The following is a 21,680-nucleotide window of genomic DNA, read 5'->3' as shown; positions in this document are numbered from 1 at the left end:
CTCCTCAGGAGGTGAAGATGCTCTTCTTCTGGTTTTCGATCTCGGTGCACAGACCGTCGATGTCGCTCGGGTCCGAGATGAACTTCTGCAGCTCCGGGATCATGACCGTGGAGGCGAAGTCCGGACGGGTGTCGCGGTCCATGAACTGCGAGATGGACTTGGCGCTGGCCACGAACTGCGCGCACTTCTTCTGCAGCTCGGTGTAGTGGCCCTGGTCGGACTTCGTGTTCGCCGCGATGCCCGAAGGGTCGTTCGTCGTCTGGACGACACCGTCGTCGGGCGAGCCGAAGTACTCGAGCAGCTTCTTGGCGCCGGCCTCGTTGCGGGGCCGCTTCGACATCATGAAGCCGTCGATGGGGGCCTCGACCGCGTCCGCGCCGATGTTGGAGTCGACCTCGGGGAAGTTGAAGAAGTCGATGTCGTCCTGGTCGGCGTCCTCGAACTGCTGGCCGATGAAGGAACCGATGACCATCATGCCCGAGGTCTTGTTGACGACACCGGTGGCCGCCTCCTGCCAGGTGCGACCCAGGGAGTCGGTCTGGTGGTAGGGCAGCAGCCCCTTCCAGGTGTCGAAGACCGTCTTGACCTTCTGGTCGGTCCAGGCCTCCTTGCCGGCCATCAGGTCGACGTGGAACTGGTAGCCGTTGATGCGCATGTTGAGCTGGTCGAAGGTGCCCATGGCCGGCCAGCCCTCCTTGTCCGCGAAAGCCAGCGGCACGAGGCCGTCGGTCTGCATCTTCTTGGACAGGGTGACCATCTCGTCGAGGGTCTCGGGGGCCGTGTAGCCCTTCTCCGCCCAGAGCGACTTGCGGTAGAAGACGGCCCACGGGCCGTAGGTGGTCGGGACGAAGTACTGCTTGCCGTCCTCGCCCGTGGAGGCCTTCTTGAAGGCGTCGGTGTAGTTCGCCCCGATGGTGCTCCAGACGTCGGTCAGGTCCGAGGCGAGGCCCTGGGCGGCGAAGAACTGCATGCGGTACCCGGCGAACCAGGCGAACACGTCGTCCGGGCTGCCCTGGAGGTAGTTGTTGATGTTGTTCTGGAAGGTCGTGTGGTCGACGGTGTTCAGCTTGACCTTGATGCCCTGCTTGGTCTGAGCGTCGGCGACCATGGCGTTCATGGCCTTGACCGGGACCGCGTCGGAGAAGTTCGAGCCGAGGGTGACGTCGCCGCCACCGCCCCCGCCACCGCCACCGGCGGTGTCGTTGCCGCCGCACGCGGCGAGCAGGGCGGGAACGCCGGCGGCGAGCAGCGAGCCACGCAGCATCGAGCGACGGCTGAAACCGTGGCGGCCGGCGGAGGCGGGCACGAGGCCTGCGAGGTACTCGGCTTCGGTGGTGGGGCGGTTCATCGCGACTCCTTCGTCGGCGTCCGGCGAGGGCCGGCTCTGCGCGTCTTCGAGTCGACCGGGAACGCGGTCGACCACGACAACAACTCTGGGCCCGGGGCCGTCCGCTGTCAAGCTGTTCGCGCAGAACCGAACGAACCTGTGACCCGTTGATGTTCGGGTCTGGTCGAAACCGGTGTCCGAAACCGCCCGTCGGCGTTGACTCCGGGACCCCCGAGCCGCATGCTCGACGGGTCAAGGTCGACGGAACCACGCTCGCCGTGGGGTGGGGGTGTCCCGGTGGTACTGGCTCGAAATCGACAGAAACTCATCCTCGAAGCGTTGCGCAGCAGCGGAAGCGTCCGCGTCTCCGACCTGGTGGACCGCCTCGGCGTCTCGGACGTGACGATCCGCCGGGACATCACGGAACTGTCTCGATTGGGTCTCGCCGACCGTGTCCACGGCGGCGCGGCCCTCCCCGAGGGTTTCGGCGCGGAGTTCGGTTTCCCGACACGAGACACCGGGAACCGACACCTGGAACGTTCGATCGGAGAACTCGCCGCGTCCCTCGTCCAACCGGGTTCCTCGGTCGCCCTCTCGGCGGGCCCGACGACGCTCGACGTCGCCTCCGCCCTGCACAGCGTCCCCGGTCTGACGGTCGTGACGAACTCCCCGGCCGTGGCCCAGGTCCTCCACGAACCGTACCGGCACGACCGTGCCGTCATCCTCACCGGCGGGATGCGGAACGCGGCGGGCGCGCTGGTGGGACCGGTGGCGAACCGCAGTCTCGAACCCCTCCACGTCGACCTGCTGTTCCTGGACGTGCACGGGTTCAGCGCCGCGGAAGGACTGACGAGTTCCGAACTCGCCGAGGGCGAGACGAACCGTGCCCTCATCTCCGCGGCGGCCTGCACCGTGCTCGTCGCCGGCTCCGACCGCTGGGGTCTGGTCGGTCTCGCGACGATCGCGGGCCTGGACGAGGTGGACGTCCTGGTGAGCGACGACGGTCTGCCGCAGGCGGCCTGCAGAGCCGTCAACGACCGCGGCGGGCAGGTTCTCCTCACCCCGGGTGACGGTGGTGGGGCCGGCTGACCGGCCCCACCTGCCTCAGACCCGCCGTGCGCGCACCAGCACCAACTGCTGGGGTTGCAACGCCGGAGCCGCGACCCCGACGGCGGCGAGCGTCCGGCCGTTCATGCGCACCCCGTTCGCCAACCAGGGCAGGTCGGCCTCACTCCGCACCGCGGGGATGTCCCCCGGTGCCTGCGCGCTGACCTCGTACTGCGCGTCGGGCAGCAGTCCCGGCAACCGGACCCGGCCCGGGACCGAGGCGTCGGGGGTGCTCAGCTGCACGACCGCGAAGAGGGCGTCGGAACCGTCACCGGCCACCGTCCCGTGCACCTGGAAGGACGGGTCGTGGTCGTCGCAGCGCACCACGGTGCCGGTGTGCAGCAGACCCCGGAGTTCCTTGTACAGGGCGACCCAGCTCGCGAGTTCCGCCCGTTCCGCGGGTTCCAGCCTGGTGATGTCGGTCTCGATGCCGAACGAGGCGAACAGCGCCGTCCCCGCCCGGAACGACAGGTCCGAACTGCGGTGGGTGGTGTGCGACGGCGAGGCGCCGACGTGGGAACCGATGAGTTCCGGCGGGACGAGCTGGGTCGTCCAGCGCTGGATCTGCTGCCGTTCCAGCGGATCGATGCAGTCGCTGCCCCAGACCCGGTCGGTGTGCTCGAGGATCTCGAGGTCGACCCGCAACCCGCCCGAGGAGCAGGACTCGATCTCGACCCCGGGGTGCCGGGCCCGCAGTTCGTCGAGCAGTCGGTACACGGCGAGGGTCTGGGCGTGCACGCCGGCCGCGCCGGAGGGTCCGGAACCGGCCTCGAGCAGGTCCCGGTTGTGGTCCCACTTGAAGTAGGCGATGTCGTACTCGGTGAGCAGCGCGTCGAGACGTTCGAGGACGTGGGCGAACGCCGCCGGGTTCCCGAGGTCGAGGACCTGCTGCTGACGCGACGGCAGCGGGGTGCGCCCGCCCGTCTGCAGGACCCAGTCGGGGTGGGCCCGCACGAGGTCGGAGTCGGGGTTCACCATCTCGGGTTCGACCCAGAGGCCGAACTCCAGCCCCAGCGCCCGGACGCCGTCGACGAGCGGGTGCAGGCCCTGCGGCCAGACGCCCTCGTCCACGTACCAGTCGCCGAGGCCGGCGTCGTCCCGGCGGCGGTGGCGGAACCAGCCGTCGTCGAGGACGTAGCGTTCCGCGCCGACCTCCGCGGCGGCCCGAGCCAGGGCCAGCAGCTTCTCGAGGTCGAGGTCGAAGTAGACGGCCTCCCACGTGTTCACGACGACCGGTCGCGGGGTCGAGGGGTGGTGCGGACGCGACCGCAGGTACTGGTGGAACCGCGCCGCCATCCCGTCCAGCCCGTCGGCGGACCAGGCCCCGAACACCCACGGGGTGCGGTACTGCGCCCCCGGCGCCAGTCGGACCTCGCCGGGCAGCAGGAGTTCACCGGCCGCCAGCGTGGTCGTCCCGCTGGACAGCTTCTCCACGCTGCTGCGGTGGTTCCCGCTGAACGCGGTGTGGGTCGCCCAGACCTCCCCGTCGCGGAAGCCGAACCCCCGGGTCCCGACGGCGAGCACGAGGGGCGCGTCGGGACCGGTGCGACCGCGGCGGTTCTCCCGCACGTGGGCGCCGAAGACCAGCGGACGCCGCTGCGGGACGCGTTCCTTCGCCCAGCGACCCGCCAGGTCGAAGATCTCGGTCGCGACCGGCGGGACGGGGAGCGCCAGGGCGAGGTCGGCGACCTCGTAGTCCCCCTCGCCCGTGTTCGTCAGCGTCGCCCGGTGGCGCAGCAACCCCGAAGGAAGCAGTTCGAGCTCGAGGGTCAACGCCAGACCGGCCTCCGGGTCGGCGGTGTCGAGCACGAGGCGGCCACCGTCGCTCCGTTCCTCGACGAGGGCCCCGGTCGGGACGAACCGCGTGGACCACGCCGTGCCGGCGCGGTGACCGGACAGGCCGGGACGGCCGTTCCATCCCCAGGCCTGCTCGGGGAGCAGCCGGGTGGGCTGCGGCACGTCCAGGTCGTTGTTGGCCCGGGCGGTCCGCCCGGACGTGACGAGGTCGGCGAGGGCGGCCTCGGAGAGGTCGCCCAGGTCGGCTCCCCAGTGCACCAGCGTCGGGGTGGAGGTGGCGTGCAGGTCCACGACGAGGCTCACCCCCGCCGTCCTCAGGTGCAGGACGCGGCCGAGCGCAGCGGTAGTGGCCCCCGGGGTCGCGGGAGGGGTGCTGCGCTGGGGGTCGTGCGGTGAGGTCACAGGAACTCCGTCGGGGCACGTCGGTGTGGCGGACGGTGACACTTCTACGCTGAAAGCTCCACGGCGTCAATCACCCGTCCAGCGGGTCGTCTCCTCGACCGAACCGCCTCGGGTAGGTTTCACTCCAACACTCACGACGACGAGAGGACTGGACGTGGACGCACCGCCTCGCACCACCCCGTCCACGGTGTCCTGGACGCCCCTGACCGGGACGGCCCACAGCATCGCCCTCGAGGTCCTGCTGGACGGACCCCTGCCGCGCAGCGAGCTCGCCCGCCGCCTCGACCTCTCGGCCGGGACCCTGACCCGCTTGTCGAAACCCCTGCTCGACTCCGGGTTGCTGCAGGAGACCGGCAGCGCCTACGACCCCGTCACCGGGCGGCCCACCCGCCCGATGGACGTCGACGAGCACTCCCACCTCTTCGTCGGGGTGAAGCTCACCGCCCGCACCGCGCACGCCGTCCTCACCTCGTTGCGGGCCACGGTGCTGGCCAGTGACGAGGCCGTCCTCGGCGACACCTCGCCCGGGGCGGTGGTCGCCACCGTCGTCGGGCTCGTGCGGTCGCTGCTGGCCGAGCACGGGGCGCGGGCGTCGCTGCGGGCCGTGGGGGTGAGCCTCGGCGGTCTCGTCGGCGAGGGCGGGCACGTGCTGAACGCCAGCTTCCTCGGCTGGCAGGACGTCCCGCTGGGGCCGGTGCTGGAGGAGCAGCTCGGACTGCCCGTCGTCGTCGACAACGACCTGCTGTCCTTCACCCGCGCGGAGCAGTGGTTCGGGACGGCGCGACGGTGCCGGCACTTCGCGGTGCTGACGATCGGTGAGGGCCTCGGGTACGGCCTGGTCGTCCACGACGAGGTCGTGGACCGACCCGACGCGGGCGTGGGGTTGCTCGGGCACTTCCCCCTGCTGCCCGGCGGGCCGCTGTGCCCGCTGGGGCACCAGGGCTGCGCCGACGCCCTGCTCACCGTCGCCGCCGTGGAGGCCCGGGCCGCGGCCGCGCTGCGCCGACCGGTCCGCTACGAGGAGGTCCTCGACCTCGCCGACGGCGGGGACCCGCTGGCCCGGCGCGTCGTCGACGACTCCGCGCACGCCCTGGGGACGCTGGTCGCGGCGATCGGGAACCTCACCATGCCGGAGAAGCTGATCCTGTCCGGTGAGGGGATCCGCCTCGCCGTCGTCGGGCAGGACGCGCTGTGGGCGGGGATCCGCGAGCACCGCAGTCCCTTCGCCTCCCGGCTCGACATCGACGTCCAGCCCACGGGCTTCACCGAGTGGGCCCGCGGTGCGGCCGTCACCGCGATCCGCACGTTCGTCCTCGGCCACCGTCGCTGAACCCCCGTCCGCAGGACCGCGGCCCCGCCGAGCGAGGTCGACTGGGCGGACGGGGTCGCGACGCCTACCCTGGAGCCGTGCGGACCGCGGGAGCGACGAACGGGCGACTGGTGCGCCGTCGCCACGTCGACCTGTGCCGCACCCACGGCGCCACCTGTTCCTGAGGACGAGTCCCCCACCGGATCTCTCCTCTGGAGCCCACGTGAGCCTGTCCCTGCGCACCCCGTCCGACGACGACCTCTCCCTGTGCCTGGTCGGAGGCGGCCCCCGAACCCTCGGCGTCCTCGACCGGTTGTCCGCCCGCGCCGTCGCCGACCCGACCCGGGTCGTCGACGTGCACGTCGTCGACCCCCACCCGCCGGGGGCGGGACGGATCTGGCGGGCCGACCAGCACCCGTTGCTGTGGATGAACTCCCGCGCAGCCGACGTCACGGTCCTGCCCGACGACTCCTCGGTGCTGCCCGGCCCGGTGCGCACCGGGCCGACGCTGTTCGCCTGGCTGGAGGAGCACCGGGGCGACCTGGCCGCGGAGTTCGAGGCCGCCGGCGAGGCGGAACTCCACCGCGAGGTGCTGGGGGTGCAGGAGGGCACGTTCGTCTCCCGGGCGCTGGGCAGCCGCTACCTCTCCTGGGCGTGGGACCGGACGCTCGCGGGGACGCCGGCGAACCTGCGGGTGCACGTGCACCGCACCCGGGCGGTCGACCTGCGCGGCCGCCAGGTGGTGCTCGAGGACGGCGGGACGCTCGACGTCGACGCGGTGGTCCTCGCGCAGGGCCACCCGGACGTCGTCCCCGGCGCGCGGGAGGTCACCGCGCAGGAGTTCGCGGACCGGCACGGGCTGGGCTACGTCGCCCCCGGGTACACCAGCGACCTCGGTCTCACGCAGGACGAGGTGACGTTGCCCCCGGGCGCCGACGTGATCGTGGCGGGGATGGGGTTGGCCTTCGTCGACCTCGCGGTGCTCGTCGGACAGGGTCGGGGCGGGCGGTTCTCGGAGGGATCCGACGGACTCGTCTACCACCCCAGCGGCCGTGAACCCGTGCTGCACGTGGGCAGCCGGCGCGGGGTCCCGTACCGCTCGAAGATCACCTACGTCCTCGACGAACGTCCGCCGCTCCCCCGGTTCTTCACGGCGGAGCCGTTCCTGGGCTCGACGCGACCGCTGAACCTGCGGGCCGACCTGTGGCCCGTCGCGGCGAAGGAACTGGCGGGGGCGCACTACCACGAACTGTTCCGCTCCCACCCGGAGCGCACGGCACTGGCCCCCACGGAGTTCGGGACCCGGTTCGCGGCCGCCCCCTGGGGCAGCGCGGAACTGGACGACCTGGTGGCGACCGCGGTGCCCGACCCCGCGGACCGCCTCGACCTGGGCCGCCTCGACCGGCCGCTGGACGGGTGGCGGGCGACGTCGGCGCAGGAGGTCCACGACCGGGTCCGCGCGCACGTCGCCGCGGACGTGCAACGCCGGGGCGACCCGGCCCACAGCATGGACGCCGCCGTGTTCTTCGCGTTGCTGTCCTGCTACGTCACCGTCGCCGGGCTCGCCCACCGCGGTCTGCTCGACGAGGAGTCGACCCTCGAGGTCGACGGGTGGTGGCACGGGTTCTTCAGCTACGTCGCCTCCGGCCCGCCCCCGCAGCGGCTACGCGAACTCCTCGCCCTGGCCGACGCCGGGGTCGTCCGGTTCCTCGGTGGTGACGTGCAGGTGCGGGCGGACGAGGTCGCTCGGTGCTGGAGCGCCCGGTCGGGGAACTCACCGGCCGGGATCTCGGCGCGGGTCCTGGTCGACGCGCGGTTGCCCACGCCCAGCATCGCCGACAGCGCGGACCCGCTGCTGGCCGGGTTGGCCGCTCGCGGGGAGGTGACCGAGATCGGCAACGGCCGGCTCGTCGTCGACCCGGACCAGCGCCTGGTCGCCACGGACGGTTCCGTGCACCCGCACCGCTACGCCGTCGGCCCCTGGGTCGCGGGTGGTGGCTGGGCGGCGGCGTTCGCCCGTCCCGGCGTGGACGCCGGGTTCTTCCGGCTCAACGACCGGATCGCGGCGTCCCTGCTGACCGCGACCCGGCCGCACGCACCGGTCAGCGTCGTCGGCCCCCGAGCAGCCAGTAGCGCGCCGCACCGCGGAACTGTTCGCGTCGACTGAGTTCGACCTCGAGTTCCTCCAGGTCGGCGGCCACCCGGTCGTCGACCCGGTCGGACTCCTCGAGCAACGTCGTCACCGCGAGGATCCCGGCCCGGCGCGTCACGTCGCAGCCGACCGCCGCCAGCGCGTCCTCGACGAACTCCGGGGACAGCCGCAGCGCGGTGTGACCCGTGCCCGGGTCCAGCGCGCGTTCCCCGTCGAGCGCGACCCAGGCCGCGGCGGGCCCCTCGCGCAGGACGCTCGCGACGACGTCGGCGGCGGGGTTCGGCGCCAGCAACGACACCAGACCGCCGGGGCGCGCCGAGGAGACCAGCGTCGCGACGTCGGCCCGCACCTGCCCCGGGGACTCCCGGTGCTGCAGCACGTCGTGGCAGAGGACCACGTCGAAGGACCCCGAACCCCCCTCGCGGTGGCGGGTCAGCGCGGCCAGGGCCGTGAGGTCCTCCAGGTCGGCCGCGACGGTGTGCAGGCGGTCCCCCACGCCGGCGGCGGCGGCCGCCGCGCGGGCCAGCGCGAGCATCTCCGGGGAACGGTCGAGCACCGTGACGGAGTGCCCGGCGAGGGCGAACTGGACGGCGTCGCGACCGTCGCCCCCGCCCGCGTCGAGCACCCGCAGCGGTCCCTCACCGAGGTCCGCGCACCACTCCTGCAGGACCCGGGCGACGACGCGGTAGCGCAGCCGGCCCCACGGGGAGTCCTGCCACAACGCCCACGCGGCGGCCTCCCCCGAGGCCCGGTCCCGGGTCACCGGGGACTCACCCGAAGAGTCGTTCGCCTGCGAGTCGCGCACCCTCGCCGAGGGTCGCGAGCTTGGCGACCGCGATCTGCGGGTGGATGCGCCCGCCGAGACCGCAGTCGGTGGAGGCCACGACGTTCTCCGGGCCGACGACCGAGGCGAACCGCTCGATGCGGTCGGCCACGAGTTCCGGGTGCTCCACGACGTTCGTCGCGTGGCTCACGATGCCGGGGACGATCTTCTTGCCCGCGGGCAGCGCCACGTCCTTCCAGACCTTCCACTCGTGCTCGTGGCGCACGTTGGCGGCCTCGAAGGAGTAGGACCCCGCGTCGATCTCGAGCATGAGGTCGACGATGTGCTTGAACTCGACGTCGGTGGTGTGCGGGCCGTGCCAGGAACCCCAGCAGAGGTGGAAGCGGATCTGCTCGGTCGGCAGACCGCGCAGGGCGTGGTTCAGCGCCTCGACCCGGATGCGGGTGAACGCGCGGTAGTCCTCGATGGAGGGTTCGGGGTTGATCTGGTCGAAGTTCTCCGCGATGGAGGGGTCGTCGATCTGCAGGGTGAGCCCGGCCTCGACGACCGCCCGGTACTCCTCGCGCAGCACGTCCGCCCACGCCCAGATGTGTTCCTCCTCGGTCGCGTAGTGGCGGTTCGCGATGCGCGCCCCGCTGCCCGGGGAGAGCGAGGTGATGAACCCCTCGGTGACCCCGGCCGCGGCGAGGCCGGCCTTGAGGTTGGCGATGTCGGAGGCGATGGCCGCCTGACCGGTGTAGGCCAACGGCCCGACCGTCGCGGGGAACGCGGTGGCGTTCTTGCCCGTCGAGATCCCCGACGCCGGGTCCTGGTAGGCCTCGCGGAACGTCACCCAGTCGCGTCGGTCGGGGAAGCTGGTCAACCGCACGTGGCCGGGTTCGGAGCGCACGACGGGCTGGGTGAACAGGTCCTCGCCGGTGACCTCGAGCCCCGACACCCGCTGGAAGGAGTAGGACCACCAGGCGCCGTAGTCGACGGCGCTGGACATGGCCTTGCCGTACTCGCCGTCACCGACGATGGTGACGCCGAGGGCCTCCTGGCGCTTCACCAGGTCCACGACCGCGTCGGTCAGCAGGGCGTCGAACTCGGGGGTGCGTTCGAGGGTGAAACCGTCGTCGCCGATGCGGCGGGCCTCGTTCGCGGCGATGAGTTCCGGGGTGCGGGGCAGGCTCCCGGCGTGGGAGACGGGGATCTGGTGCTCGGTCACAGGGGTTCTCCGATCAGGGTTTCGCGCGCAACGCGCGGTCGAGGTCTTCCAGCAGGTCGTCGGGGTCCTCCAGGCCCACCGACAACCGCAGCACCCCGTCGGTCAGGCCGATGGCGGCACGGCCTTCGGCGCCCAGACGACGGTGCGTCGTCGTGGCGGGGTGGGTGGCGAGCGACTTGGCGTCGCCGAGGTTGTTGGAGATGTCCACGATCCGCAGGGCGTCGAGGACCTCGAAGGCGCGGTCCTTGCCGCGCCCGCGCGGGGCGTCGAGCTCGAACGTGAGGACCGTCCCGCCGAGTTCCATCTGCCGCTTCGCCAGGTCGAACTGCGGGTGGCTGGCCAGCAGGGGGTGGCGGACCCAGCGGACACCCGGCGACTGCTCCAGGTGCTCCGCGAGGCGCAGGGTGGTGGCTGCGGCGTGCCGCACCCGCAGGCTCATGGTCTCCAGGCCCTTGGCCAGGGTCCACGCGTTGAACGGGCTGAGCGTCGGTCCGGTGTGCCGGGTGAGTTCGCGGAACCTGCCGTCGATGAACTCCGAGGTCCCGAGGACCGCGCCGCCCATCACCCGGCCCTGGCCGTCGATGTGCTTGGTCGCGGAGTACACGACGACGTCGGCCCCGAACTCCAGCGGGTGCTGGCCGACGGGACTGGCGAAGGCGTTGTCGACCACGACGGTCGCCCCCGCGGCGTGCGCGAGTTCGCTCACGGCGGCGATGTCGACGAGGGTCTGCATGGGGTTCGCCGGGGTCTCGAAGAACACCGCCTGCGCCGGGGTCGAGAGCGCGCGTTCCCACTGCGCCAGGTCCTCGCCGTCGACGAACTCCGTCGTGACGCCCCACCGGGGGAGGATCTCGTCGAGGATCACGAAGCAGGAACCGAAGAGGCTCCGCGCCGCCACCACCCGGTCACCCGCGCCGAGGAGCGCGGCGAGCGCGTAGAACACCGCGGACATCCCGCTGGCGAGGCCGTAGCAGGCCTGCGCCCCTTCCAGCTGCCGCAACCGTTCCGTGAACACCGACACCGTCGGGTTCCCGTAGCGGGAGTAGACGTAGCGGTCGACGTCGCCCGCGAACGCGGCCTCGGCGTCCGCCGCGGTCGCGTAGGTGTACCCCGACGTGAGGTACATGGCCTCGGCGGTCTCCTCGAACTGCGACCGGACGAGGCCGCCGCGGACGGCGGTGGTGTCCGGGCGCCAGCCCTCGCTCACGACTGTCGCCAGGGCAGACCGGCCGCGCGCCAACCCACCGCACCGCGGTGACCGGCGTCGTCCAGCGGACCCTCGAACCCTTCGAGGACGTTGTAGCTGGGGGCGATCCCGGCGGCGGTGGCGGCCTCGGCCGCACCGACGGAACGCTGCCCGGAGCGGCAGAGGAACACGACCGGGGCGCCCGCTCCCGGGGTGATCCCCGCGGCGGCGAGTTCGGCCAGGAACCGCGGCGGGTCGACCGGGAGCCAGGACACGAGGACCGGCTCCCGGCCGGTCCCGCTGGTGTCGGGGACCCCGACGAAACGCCATTCGGCGTCGGTGCGGACGTCCACGAGGACCGCGTCCGGGGTGTCCCGGACCAGGTCGAAGGCCTCACGCGGTGTGAGGTCGCCGGCGTAACCCACTCTTTCCTCCCATCGGTCCTGGCATGAGCACCCTCCCCGCCGGTGAGGGCGAGGGGGTTGCTGCGGCGTCGACGAGCCAGGTCTCTCGGCCGCTCTGGATGGTCCCGTCAGCGTAGGGCATCGCGACGAGGGGCAGGACGGGTGGAGCAGCGTGGGTGGCTACTCCTCGGTCACTCGTCGGTGTGGCCGAGGTCCAGGTCGGGCAGCGTCCGGACCCACGGGTCCGCGGCGGCGTCGAGTTCCAGGACCGTCACGTCGTTGGTCCCCGCCCGCAGGACCGGCCCCGGGACGTAGAGCGTCCGCTGCGGTCCGCGCCGCCAGTAGCGCCCCAGGCAGAACCCGTTGACCCAGACGACCCCGCGCCCCCAGCCGGCCGTGTCCAGGAAGAGGTCGACGGGCTCCGCCACCTCGAGCTCCGCGCGGGCCAGGACCGGGCCGGCGAGGAACGTCACCGCACCCGAGCGTCCCGCCGGGGCAGTCGCCAGCCGGTCCGGGTCCAGCGCCTGCACCCGGAGGTCGCGCACCGCCGCGTCCCCGACGCGGACGGGACCGACGACGCCCTTGGGCTCGCCGAGGCGCGGACCGTAGTTCACCCGGCCCGCGTCCTCGAGGAGCAGGTCGAGCCGGGTGCCGGCGGGGTGCGGCGGGAGGGCGAGCGTGGTGTCGTGGTCCTCCCGGAACAGGGTGCCCAGCCGCACTCCGTCGAGCAGCACGGTGAGGCGGTCGCGCACCTCGGCCACGTGCAGGACGGTCGGACCCGGGGACCCGGGCGAGGTGGCGCTGACCCACGCGAAGGGGGCGGGTACCCCGCTCTCCGTCGCCAGGTCGTCGAGGAACGGGACCTCCTCCCCCGCCACCGGCTCGAGACCGTCCACGGCCTCGATCAGCGGGAGCGCACCGACGAGCGGAGCCCGCAGGACCGGCGCCGGCCGCGCCGGCGGCGGGACGTCGGCACCGAGTTCGGCGTACCCGCCGAGGACCTCGCGGAAGGCCCAGTACTTCGGCGTGGGCCGGCCGGCCTCGTCGAGGAGCGCGTCGTAGTCGTAGGACGTCGTGGTCGCCTGGTAAGTACCCTTGTCGTTGGCGCCGCTGGTGAACCCGAAGTTCGTGCCCCCGTGCACGACGTAGACGTTCACTCCCGCGCCGCGTTCCAGCATCGTCGTCAGTTCGGCGACGGCCGCCTCCGGGGGCGTCGTCCGGTGGTGGGAACCCCAGTGGTCGAACCAGCCGACCCAGAACTCCGAGCAGACGAGCGGTCCCTCGGGCTGGTGGCGGCGCAGGGTGTCCAGCCGCTCGGCCGCCCGGCCGCCGAAGGACCCGGTCGTCAGCAGTCCGGGCAGGGTCCCCGCGGCCAGCATCTCGTCGGTGGGCTGGTCGACGGTCGTCAGCGGCACGGTGATCCCGCAGCGGCGCGTGGTGGCCACCAGGTGTTCCAGGTAGGCGGTCCGGGCGGCGGTGTCCGTCGCGGCGCTGTCTGCTGCGCCGGAACCGGTCTCGTAGGCGCCGTACTCGTTCTCGACCTGCACCAGGACGACGCGTCCGCCCCGGTCGGCCTGCCGGGGAGCGACGACCTCGTAGACCCGGGTCAGGAACTCGTCGACGGCCTCGAGGTAGTCCGGGTCGTCGATGCGCAGCCGGACCCCGGAACGGGTGAGCCAGACCGGCAACCCGCCGTTGGACCACTCGGCGCAGATGTAGGGGCCCGGCCGGACGACCACGTCGAGGTCCTCCGCGGCCGCCGCGTCGAGGAACCCCGCGAGGTCGCAGGAGCCGTCGGTGCGGAACTCGCCGCGTCGTGGGGCGTGCAGGTCCCACGGCACGTAGGTCTCCACCGTGTTCAGCCCCAGTTGACGCACCGACCGCAACCGGTCGCGCCACTGGGCGGGGTGGACGCGGAAGTAGTGCAGCGCACCGGACAGCAACCGGTGGGGACGCCCGTCGGCGAGGAACCCCTCCGGCCCGAGGGTCAGAGCGGAGGTGCGGGCGGTGGGGTTCACGTCGACTCCTGTGCTGGGCCGGCGCCCTCGCCGGTGCGGGAGGCCACCGTAACGCCCGGGGATCCGCGCCGGAGCGGGGTCAGTCCTCGACGAGGAAGCGGTGCATGACGTGCAGGCCGACGAGACCGTGCTCGGGGTGGTCGAAGGCCTCGGGAACGGTGCCGACGATGCTCATCCCCAGCGAGCGCCACAACGCGACCGCCGCGGTGTTGGTCTCGACGACGGCGTTGAACTGCATGGCGCGGTACCCGCGGAACGCAGCGAGGGCGAGGACGTGCTCGCCGAGGGCGCGTCCGACGCCGCGACCGCGCGCGGCGGGCGAGACCATGAAGCTCGCGGTGGCGACGTGGGCCCCGGGGCCCGGCCGGTTCGGCCCCGTCTTGGCGGTGCCGAGCACCTGCCCGTCCTCCAGCGCCACCACCGTCACCCCCGGCGGGGACTCGACCCAGAGGTCGCGCGCGCGCTCCGAGGTCAGCCCGCGCGGGTAGGCGTAGGTCTCCTCCTCGGCGACGATCTCGTCGAAGAACGGCCAGATCTGCGCCCAGTCGGCGTCGGTGAACTCGCGGATCTCCACGTCCGCAGGCTACCCACCGACCACCGGGTGCCGAGGGGTCCCGGGGCTCAGGGGGTGGCGGGCGCGCGGAGCAGGGCGTCGGCGAGCGCGGACCAGCTGAGGAGGGCGCACTTCACCCGCGCGGGGTACTTCGCGACACCGGCGAGGGCGACGGCGTCGCCCAGCACGTCCTCGTCACCCTCGTCCTCACCACGACTGGTCAGCATGTGCTGCACCGCGTCCCGCACCGTGACGACCTCCTCGAGCGAGCGCCCGACGACGAGGTCGTGCAGCACCGAGGCCGAGGCGCGGCTGATCGAACACCCGAGGGCGTCGTAGGAGACGTCCTCGACCGTGTCGCCGGCGAGCGCCACCCGCAGGGTGATCTCGTCGCCGCACGTCGGGTTCACGTGGTGGGCCTGCGCCGCGAACGGGTCGCGCAGACCCTCGCCGTGCGGACGTTTGGAGTGCTCGATGATCAGCTGCTGGTACAGGTCCACGGCGGTCAGGCTCTCACGCGAAGAGCGCCCGGACGCGGTGCAGCCCGCGCAGGACGGCGTCGATGTCGGAGCTCTGGTTGTAGGGCCCGAAGCTGACCCGGGTGGTGGCCGCGACCCCGAACCGGCGGTGCAGCGGCCAGGCGCAGTGGTGCCCGACCCGCACGGCGACGCCCTCGTCGTCGAGCAGCTGCCCGACGTCGTGGGCGTGGACGTCCTCCACCACGAAGGAGACCAGGGCGACCCGCTCGGCGGCGTCGAGCGGGCCGAGGACGCGGACCCAGGGCAGTTCCGCCAGTTCGGCGAGCAGACGTCGGGTGAGGTCGCGTTCGTGGGCCTCGAGGCGGGCCATCCCCGACCCGTCGGGGCCGAGCCCGCGCAGGTAGTCGACGGCGGCGTGCAACCCGACGGCCTGCGCCGTCATCGGGACACCCGCCTCGAACTTCTGCGGGACGGGGGCGAAGGTGGAGCGTTCCATCCGGACCAGTTCGATCATCGACCCGCCGGTGAGGAACGGCGGCATCGCGCCGAGGACCTCGGCCCGGCCCCAGAGGATCCCGATCCCCGACGGCCCGAGCATCTTGTGCCCGGAGAACGCCGCGAGGTCGACCCCGAGCGACGGCAGGTCGACGGGCAGGTGCGGGACGGACTGACAGGCGTCGAGGACGACGAGCGCCCCCACCCGGCGGGCCGCGGCGACGAACGCCTCGATCGGGGCGAGTCCGCCGAGGACGTTGGAGGCGTGCGCGAAGGCGACGACCTTGGTCCGCTCCCCGACCAGCGCGTCGAGGGCGTCGAGGTCGAAGGACCCCCCGTCGGTGACGGGGACCCAGCGCAGCACGGCTCCGGTCCGGGCGCAGAGTTCCTGCCAGGGCACGAGGTTGGCGTGGTGCTCGGCCTCGGTGACGAGGATCTCGTCGCCCTCGGCGAGGACGAACCGCGGATCGACGGCCTGACCGTCGGGGGCGCTGCCGCGGGCGGCGTAGGCCGTCGTGGTGCTGAACGCGTGCGCGATCAGGTTGAGCGACTCGGTGGCGTTCTTGGTGAACACGACCTCGTGGGCGGGGGCACCGACGAAACCCGCGATGGCGGCCCGGGCGGCCTCGAAGTCGTCGGTGGCCTCCTCGGCCAGCTGGTGCGCCCCGCGGTGGACGGCCGCGTTGTGGGTCTCGTAGAAGCGGCGTTCGGCGTCGAGGACGGCCCGCGGTTTCTGCGACGTGGCGCCGGAGTCCAGGTACACCAACGGGTTCCCCGACCGGGTCGAGCGGCCCAGGATCGGGAAGTCCGCCCGCAGCGCGGCCAGTTCGGCGTCGCCGAACGGAGCGGCGAGCAGTTCGGTGGTGCTCACCGGGGATCCTTCTCCCCCGCCGCGACGGGCACGGTGAGGCGGTTCTCGGCGGGCGGCAGCGGGCAGGTGGCGTGGTCGGTGAACGCGCACGGCAGGTTCGTCGCCCGGTTGAAGTCCAGCACGACGTGTCCGTCGGCGCCGGGTTCGGGGACGGAGATCGAACGGGTCGTCCCCGTCGTGCTCACACCGCTGGTCGCATCGGTGAACAGGATGGTCGAACCCTTCGCACTGCGGAAGACCGTGAGTTCCTGGGGGCCGTCGAGCTCGAACCGCACGGTTCCGACGGCCTCGTGGTGGTGCTGCAGCCCTTCGACGACCGCGCCGACGACGACGGCCCGGGACTCCTCGTAGGGCACGAACTGCGCGTCGAGCACGTAGCGGTCCTCGAACTCGAACACGGGGACCCCGGTGAACGCCGCGAGCGTCGGGGACTTCGGGTCGCGGACGCGCAGGGCGTGCATCCCGGTGCGCTGCATGACCTCCACCCGGCGGTCCCCGATCTCGAAGAGGGTCCCCGGAGTCCCCTCGACGGTGTCGATCCGCACGGTCCCCTCGACCGGGGCGCCGTTCACGACGACCCCGTCGGCCGCGGTCGCTGTGAGTCGGACGCCACCCTCGACCGACTCCCAGGTGCCGGGCAGGTCCGCGACGGGACCGGCCTCGCCGACGAGCCAGTGCAGTCCGGTCAGGCTCAGCCAGCCGTGCGGCGCGCTGAGGTCGGCCGTCCGGGTGGCACGCCAGTCGTCCCAGGTCCGGCGGGCGGTGTCGAGGGTGCTGGTCGTCGTGGTCATGGCGGACTCCTCAGGCGGTGGCGCGGACGGCGGGGGCGAGACGGTGCGGGTGCGGCACACCGAGGTGCTCGCGCAGGGTCGAGCCGGTGTAGCCGGTGCGGTAGCTGCCGCGTTCCTGCAGCAGCGGGACGACCTTCTCGACGAACTCGTCGAGACCGGCCGGGGTGAGGCTGGGCACGAGGATGAACCCGTCGCAGGCGTCGGCCTGGACGTAGGTGTCCATCTCCTCCGCGACCTGCGCGGGGGTGCCGACGAACTGCTGGCGGCCGGTGACCTCGACGACGAGTTCCCGGCTGCTCCACCCGTGGGCCGCGGCGAGGTCGCGCCACGTGCGCGCGGTCTCCACCGGGTCCTTCGTCATCCGGGTCCGGCCCTGGGCGATGGTCGAGGTCGTCTCCGGGTCCTGCGCCGGCAACGGTCCCTCGGGGTCGTGGTCGCTCAGGTCGCGGCCCCAGACCTGTTCGAGGAACGCGATCGCCTGCGCCGGCCCGACCTGCTGGAACCGGATCTCCCGGGCGTGCTCGCGGGCCTGCCCGGGGGTGTCGCCGAGGACGAACGTGACCCCGGGGAGGATCTTCAGGTCGTCTCCGGAGCGGCCGTTGCGGACGGCGCGGGAGCGCATGTCGGCGGTGAACCGCTGCCCCGCCTCCAGCGAGCCGTGCATGGTGAAGATGGCGTCGGCGTACGTGGCGCCGAACTCGCGGCCGTCGTCGGAGTCGCCGGCCTGCAGCAGCACCGGGTGACCCTGCGGGCTGCGCGGCAGCGAACCGGTCCCCCGGACCTGGAACTGCGGGCCGCGGTGGTCGACCTCGGAGATCCCCCGGGCGAAGACCCCCGTCTCGGGGTCGGCGACCAGGGAGTCCTCGGCCCAGGAGTCCCAGAACTCCCGCGCGACGTCGAGGACCTCACGGGCCCGGACGTAGCGGTCGGCGTGCGCGAGGTACCCGCCGCGGCGGAAGTTCTCCCCGGTGAACGCGTCGGAACTGGTGACGACGTTCCAGGCCGCGCGCCCACCGGAGAGGTGGTCGAGGGAGGCGAACTGCTTGGCGAGTTCCGCGGCCTCGTTGAAGGTGGCGTTGATCGTCCCGGCCAGCCCAAGGTGGGTCGTGACCGACGCGATCGAGTTCAGGACGGTGAGGGTGTCGGGACGGCCGACGACGTCGAGGTCGTGGATCTTCCCGCGCTGTTCGCGCAGCCGCAGCCCCTCGGCGAGGAAGAAGAAGTCCATCAACCCCCGTTCCGCGGTCCGGGCGAGGTGTTCGAAGGAGGAGAAGTCCACCTGGCTGCCGGAGCGCGGGTCGCGCCACACCGTGGTGTTGTTGACGCCCGGGAAGTGCGCCCCGAGGTGAATCTGGCGAGGGGTCTCACGGGAGGTCTCACGGCGGGTCATCGGACGCCTCCGATCCTGGCGTAGCGGCTGGTGGGGCGGGGCAGGCCGAAGCGTTCGCGCAGCGTGCTGCCCGCGACCGGCGGCCGGGTCAGCGCGGGGACGACCCCGCTGACGACGAGTTCGAGCGTCGCGGGCAGGTCCAGCGGCGCGAGGACGGCGCCGTCGAGGCCGTCGGGCAGCTCGGCCAGGGCCGCGGCGAGGGTGGCGGGAGTGCCGAGGTGGCGCACCGAGCGCGGCGCGGCGCCGGGGTTCAGCTCGTCGAGCCGGCCGGCGACGTCGAGGGCCTCCGTGGCGGTCTGCCGGAGCAGGACCTCCACGTCGAGCAGGACGGTCAGCTCGCGACCGGCCAGGGTCCGCAACCGGTCCGCGGTCTGCGCCGCGGTGCGTTCGTCGCCGGCCTCGATCCGGGCGACGTCGGCGTGCGCGGCGGCCACCGCGAGGGAGTGCTCGTCCCGGACGGGCACCACGACGAGCGGCTGGCCCTGCGGGGAGCGCGGGGTGATCGACGGGCCGCGGACGGAGAACCGCTCCCCCTCGAAGTCGACGTAGTGCAGCTTGTCGCGGTCCACGAACCGGCCGCTGGCGACGTCGCGGACCACCGCGTCGTCCTCCCAGCTGTCCCAGAGCCGACGGACGACCTCGACGGTGTCCGCGGCCTCGCGCCACAGCTCCCCTGGCGGGGCGGTCCCCGTCCGCCCGAAGGTGTCCGCCTCCTCGGCGGTGGTGGAGACCTCGACCTGCCAGCCGGCGCGGCCGAGGCTGGTGAAGTCGAGGGTCGCGACGGCCTTGTTCGTGTGGAACGGCTCGGTGTGGGTCGTCGTGACGACCGGCACGAGACCGACCCGGCGGGTCAGCGGCGCGAGGTGCGCGGCGATCGCGACGGCGTCGAGGCGACCGCGCTGGTCGCGCTCGTCACTGGAGCCGAGGCGGAAGGAGTCGGGGACCACGAGCAGGTCGAGGTCGGCGCGCTCGACGAGCGCGCCGAGGCGGCGCCAGTGGGCGGCGGTGAAGAGCTCGGCCGGGCGCGCGCCGGGCAGGCGCCACGCGGCGGGGTGGCGACCGGCGGCGTCGAGTTCGACGCCCAGGCGCAGTGGCTCTCGGGACATGGCGTACCCCTCCGGGGCTGCTGACGTGACCGGCCGGGTCGCTCGGCTGAGCACCCGGGGGCCGCCGGGTGTTCCCGGCGACGTGCCCTGCGGGTCAGCGACAGGCGGAGGAGCGGGTGCGGCAGAGGTCGACGTGACGACGCTGCACCGCGAAGAAGGGGCGGGCGACCGCGGACGCCGGGGGCGTGCTCACGCTCACCCGGGTGCTCTCCACGGTCCGAGCCTACGGCGCGGCTACCCTGGCGGCCAAGCCGGCCGACGGCCGGTCCGCCGACCGCCCCGCCCGTGAGGACGCACCGCATGACGAGCACGCCCCTGGACGACCCCGCGCAGGACCTCGTCTTCCCGCCGTCGGCGCAGTTCAGCGCCCAGGCCAACGTCGGCGCGGGCGAGTACGAGCGCGCGGCCGCGGACCCCGAGGCGTTCTGGGCCGAACAGGCCCGGCGGCTGCAGTGGGACGAGCCGTTCCACACCGTCTTCGACGGCTCGACGTTGCCGACCGCGCAGTGGTTCACGGGCGGCAGGCTCAACGTCGCGGTGAACTGCGTCGACCGCCACGTCACCGCGGGCCGGGGCGAGAAGGTCGCGTTGCACTGGGAGGGCGAACCCGGGGACTCCCGCACCATCACCTACGCGCAACTGCAGGACGAGGTCTGCCGACTCGCGAACGCGCTGGAGGAAATCGGGATCGGGCACGGCGACCGCGTCGTCCTCTACCTGCCGGTGCTGCCCGAGACGATCGTCACGACCATGGCGTGCGCGCGCATCGGCGCCGTCGTCAGCCTGGTGTTCGGGGGTTTCTCCGCCGAGGCGCTGCGGTTCCGGGTGGAGGACACCGGCGCGAAGCTCCTGGTCTGCACCGACGGGCAGTTCCGGCGGGGTAGCGCCGTCGCGGTGAAGGGAGCCGCGGACGCGGCCGTCGAGGGGCTCGACCACGTCGAGCACGTCCTCGTGCTGCGCCGCACCGGGGAGGCGACGCCGGACGTCCCCTGGACGGAGGGCCGCGACGTCTGGTGGCACGAGCTCGTCGACCGTCAGCCCGTCGAGCACGTCGCGCCGAGCTTCGACAGCGAGAACCCGCTGTTCATCATCTACACCTCGGGGACCACGGGGCGGCCCAAGGGGTTGGTGCACACCAGCGGCGGGTACCTCACCCACACCTCCTGGTCGCACTGGGCGGTGTTCGACGTCAAGGACGACGACGTCTACTGGTGCCAGGCGGACCTCGCCTGGGTCACCGCGCACAGCTACGAGATGTACGGCCCGCTGTCCAACGGGACCACCCAGGTCATCTACGAGGGCTCACCGCTGACCCCGCACCCCGGTCGCCACTTCGAGGTCATCGAGAAGTACGGCGTGACGATCTACTACACCGCCCCCACCCTGGTGCGGACGTTCATGAAGCACGGTCCGGAACTGCCCGCGGGCTTCGACCTGTCGTCGTTGCGGCTGCTGGGTTCCGTGGGTGAGGCCATCAACCCCGAGGCGTGGACGTGGTTGCACCGCAACGTGGGTGGTGGACGCTGCCCCATCGTCGACACGTGGTGGCAGTCCGAGACCGGGGCGGCCGTCGTCGCCCCGCTGCCCGGCGTCACCCCGCTGAAACCGGGTTCCGGGACGATCCCGCTGCCCGGGTTCTCCGCGACCGTCGTCGACGAGGCGGGTGACGAGGTCGCCCCGGGCGAGCAGGGCGTCCTGGTCATCACGAAACCCTGGCCCGGGATGGCCCGGACGGTGTGGCGCGACCACGCGCGGTTCGTCACGAGCTACTGGGAGCCCTACGCCGCGCAGGGCTGGTACCTGGCCGGGGACGCCGCGACCAAGGACGCCGACGGCTACATCTGGATCGGCGGCCGCATCGACGACGTCCTGAACGTCTCGGGTCACCGGCTCTCCAGCATCGAACTCGAGTCGGCCCTCGTGTCGCACCCGCGGGTGGCCGAGGCCGCCGTCGTCGGGGCACCGGACGAGACGACGGGTCAGCGGATCGTGGCGTTCGTCATCCTCCGCGGCACGGGCCCCTCCGACGGGGTCGGCGCGGAACTGCGGGAACACGTCGCGCGCGCCGTCGGGGCGATCGCGAAACCCCGCGACGTCGTCGTCGTGCCGGACCTGCCGAAGACCCGGTCGGGGAAGATCATGCGCCGGCTGATGGCCGACATGACCGCCGGTCGCTCCGGCGGGGACGTGACGTCGCTGCAGGACGAGACCGCCCTCGCCGCGGTCGAGACGGCGTGGGCGCAGTACGTGCGCTCCCGTCCCTGACCTTCCCGGTCCGCGATCGTGCAGGTCTTCCCCGCGA

General features: G+C 72.8%; 17 protein-coding genes and 1 riboswitch. Of the genes, 4 read left to right on the top strand and 13 right to left on the bottom strand.

What is annotated here, in order from left to right:
* Positions 1–4: 4 nt before the first annotated feature.
* The gene (locus tag OG218_RS22175) at positions 5–1,348 is read right to left on the bottom strand and encodes an ABC transporter substrate-binding protein (protein ID WP_328295388.1); all 1,344 of its coding nucleotides are present in this window, start codon (positions 1,346–1,348) and stop codon (positions 5–7) included.
* A 219-nt stretch (positions 1,349–1,567) separates the two neighbouring features.
* Here OG218_RS22175 and OG218_RS22170 point away from each other — a divergent pair, with 219 nt between their 5' ends.
* Entirely contained in the window at positions 1,568–2,416 is an 849-nt protein-coding gene (locus tag OG218_RS22170; RefSeq protein WP_328295387.1) for a DeoR/GlpR family DNA-binding transcription regulator, read from the top strand.
* 15 nt (positions 2,417–2,431) lie between these two features.
* Here the strand turns inward: OG218_RS22170 and OG218_RS22165 are convergent, their stop codons facing one another.
* A complete protein-coding gene (locus OG218_RS22165) occupies positions 2,432–4,633 on the bottom strand; it encodes an alpha-galactosidase (protein ID WP_442906422.1) in 2,202 nt (733 codons plus the stop codon).
* Between the two features lie 154 nt (positions 4,634–4,787).
* On the opposite strand from OG218_RS22165, the gene OG218_RS22160 reads away from it, so the two are divergent.
* Both OG218_RS22160 and OG218_RS22155 read left to right on the top strand, forming a co-directional pair.
* Positions 4,788–5,963, top strand: a complete 1,176-nt coding sequence (locus tag OG218_RS22160; RefSeq protein ID WP_328295385.1) for an ROK family transcriptional regulator — start codon at positions 4,788–4,790, stop codon at positions 5,961–5,963.
* Positions 5,964–6,165: 202 nt separating this feature from the next.
* Complete coding sequence (locus OG218_RS22155; protein WP_328295384.1) at positions 6,166–8,109, top strand: FAD/NAD(P)-binding protein; 1,944 nt, start codon at positions 6,166–6,168, stop codon at positions 8,107–8,109.
* Here the strand turns inward: OG218_RS22155 and OG218_RS22150 are convergent.
* The 11 genes from OG218_RS22150 to OG218_RS22100 all read right to left on the bottom strand — a co-directional run bounded on the left by OG218_RS22150 (position 8,045) and on the right by OG218_RS22100 (position 19,378).
* Positions 8,045–8,899, bottom strand: a complete 855-nt coding sequence (locus OG218_RS22150) for a class I SAM-dependent methyltransferase (RefSeq protein WP_328295383.1) — start codon at positions 8,897–8,899, stop codon at positions 8,045–8,047. The genes OG218_RS22155 and OG218_RS22150 overlap by 65 nt on opposite strands.
* Positions 8,865–10,085, bottom strand: a complete 1,221-nt coding sequence (locus OG218_RS22145) for a cobalamin-independent methionine synthase II family protein (RefSeq protein ID WP_328295382.1) — start codon at positions 10,083–10,085, stop codon at positions 8,865–8,867. The genes OG218_RS22150 and OG218_RS22145 overlap by 35 nt, the downstream gene beginning before the upstream one ends.
* 13 nt (positions 10,086–10,098) lie before the next feature.
* Positions 10,099–11,325 carry an O-succinylhomoserine sulfhydrylase gene (locus tag OG218_RS22140; protein ID WP_380157366.1) on the bottom strand — a complete coding sequence of 409 codons (1,227 nt, stop codon included), beginning with the start codon at positions 11,323–11,325 and terminating at the stop codon, positions 10,099–10,101.
* Positions 11,289–11,696 carry a rhodanese-like domain-containing protein gene (locus OG218_RS22135; RefSeq protein WP_328295380.1) on the bottom strand — a complete coding sequence of 136 codons (408 nt, stop codon included), beginning with the start codon at positions 11,694–11,696 and terminating at the stop codon, positions 11,289–11,291. The genes OG218_RS22140 and OG218_RS22135 overlap by 37 nt, the downstream gene beginning before the upstream one ends.
* 6 nt (positions 11,697–11,702) lie before the next feature.
* A riboswitch (SAM riboswitch) is annotated at positions 11,703–11,801 on the bottom strand.
* Between the two features lie 65 nt (positions 11,802–11,866).
* Positions 11,867–13,693, bottom strand: coding sequence for a glycoside hydrolase family 35 protein (locus OG218_RS22130; protein WP_328295379.1), 1,827 nt, complete (start codon positions 13,691–13,693; stop codon positions 11,867–11,869).
* A gap of 79 nt (positions 13,694–13,772) precedes the next feature.
* The gene (locus OG218_RS22125; RefSeq protein WP_328295378.1) at positions 13,773–14,267 is read right to left on the bottom strand and encodes a GNAT family N-acetyltransferase; all 495 of its coding nucleotides are present in this window, start codon (positions 14,265–14,267) and stop codon (positions 13,773–13,775) included.
* A gap of 47 nt (positions 14,268–14,314) precedes the next feature.
* Complete coding sequence (gene sufU / locus OG218_RS22120) at positions 14,315–14,755, bottom strand: Fe-S cluster assembly sulfur transfer protein SufU (protein WP_380162168.1); 441 nt, start codon at positions 14,753–14,755, stop codon at positions 14,315–14,317.
* A 4-nt stretch (positions 14,756–14,759) separates the two neighbouring features.
* Positions 14,760–16,091, bottom strand: a complete 1,332-nt coding sequence (locus tag OG218_RS22115) for a SufS family cysteine desulfurase (protein ID WP_328295376.1) — start codon at positions 16,089–16,091, stop codon at positions 14,760–14,762.
* Complete coding sequence (locus OG218_RS22110) at positions 16,088–16,882, bottom strand: DUF1684 domain-containing protein (RefSeq protein ID WP_328295375.1); 795 nt, start codon at positions 16,880–16,882, stop codon at positions 16,088–16,090. Before OG218_RS22110 ends, OG218_RS22115 begins: the two co-directional genes overlap by 4 nt.
* Positions 16,883–16,892: 10 nt before the next feature.
* Positions 16,893–18,272 (bottom strand): NtaA/DmoA family FMN-dependent monooxygenase, encoded by a 1,380-nt coding sequence (locus tag OG218_RS22105; RefSeq protein WP_328295374.1) that lies wholly within the window; start codon positions 18,270–18,272, stop codon positions 16,893–16,895.
* Positions 18,269–19,378, bottom strand: coding sequence for an LLM class flavin-dependent oxidoreductase (locus OG218_RS22100; protein ID WP_328295373.1), 1,110 nt, complete (start codon positions 19,376–19,378; stop codon positions 18,269–18,271). Before OG218_RS22100 ends, OG218_RS22105 begins: the two co-directional genes overlap by 4 nt.
* Positions 19,379–19,678: 300 nt before the next feature.
* Here OG218_RS22100 and acs point away from each other — a divergent pair, with 300 nt between their 5' ends.
* The gene (gene acs, locus OG218_RS22095; RefSeq protein ID WP_328295372.1) at positions 19,679–21,643 is read left to right on the top strand and encodes an acetate--CoA ligase; all 1,965 of its coding nucleotides are present in this window, start codon (positions 19,679–19,681) and stop codon (positions 21,641–21,643) included.
* Positions 21,644–21,680: the final 37 nt, after the last annotated feature.

The organism is Kineococcus sp. NBC_00420 (genome assembly GCF_036021035.1).
GTDB lineage: Bacteria > Actinomycetota > Actinomycetes > Actinomycetales > Kineococcaceae > Kineococcus.
This window is presented reverse-complemented; position numbering and strand designations above follow the sequence as displayed.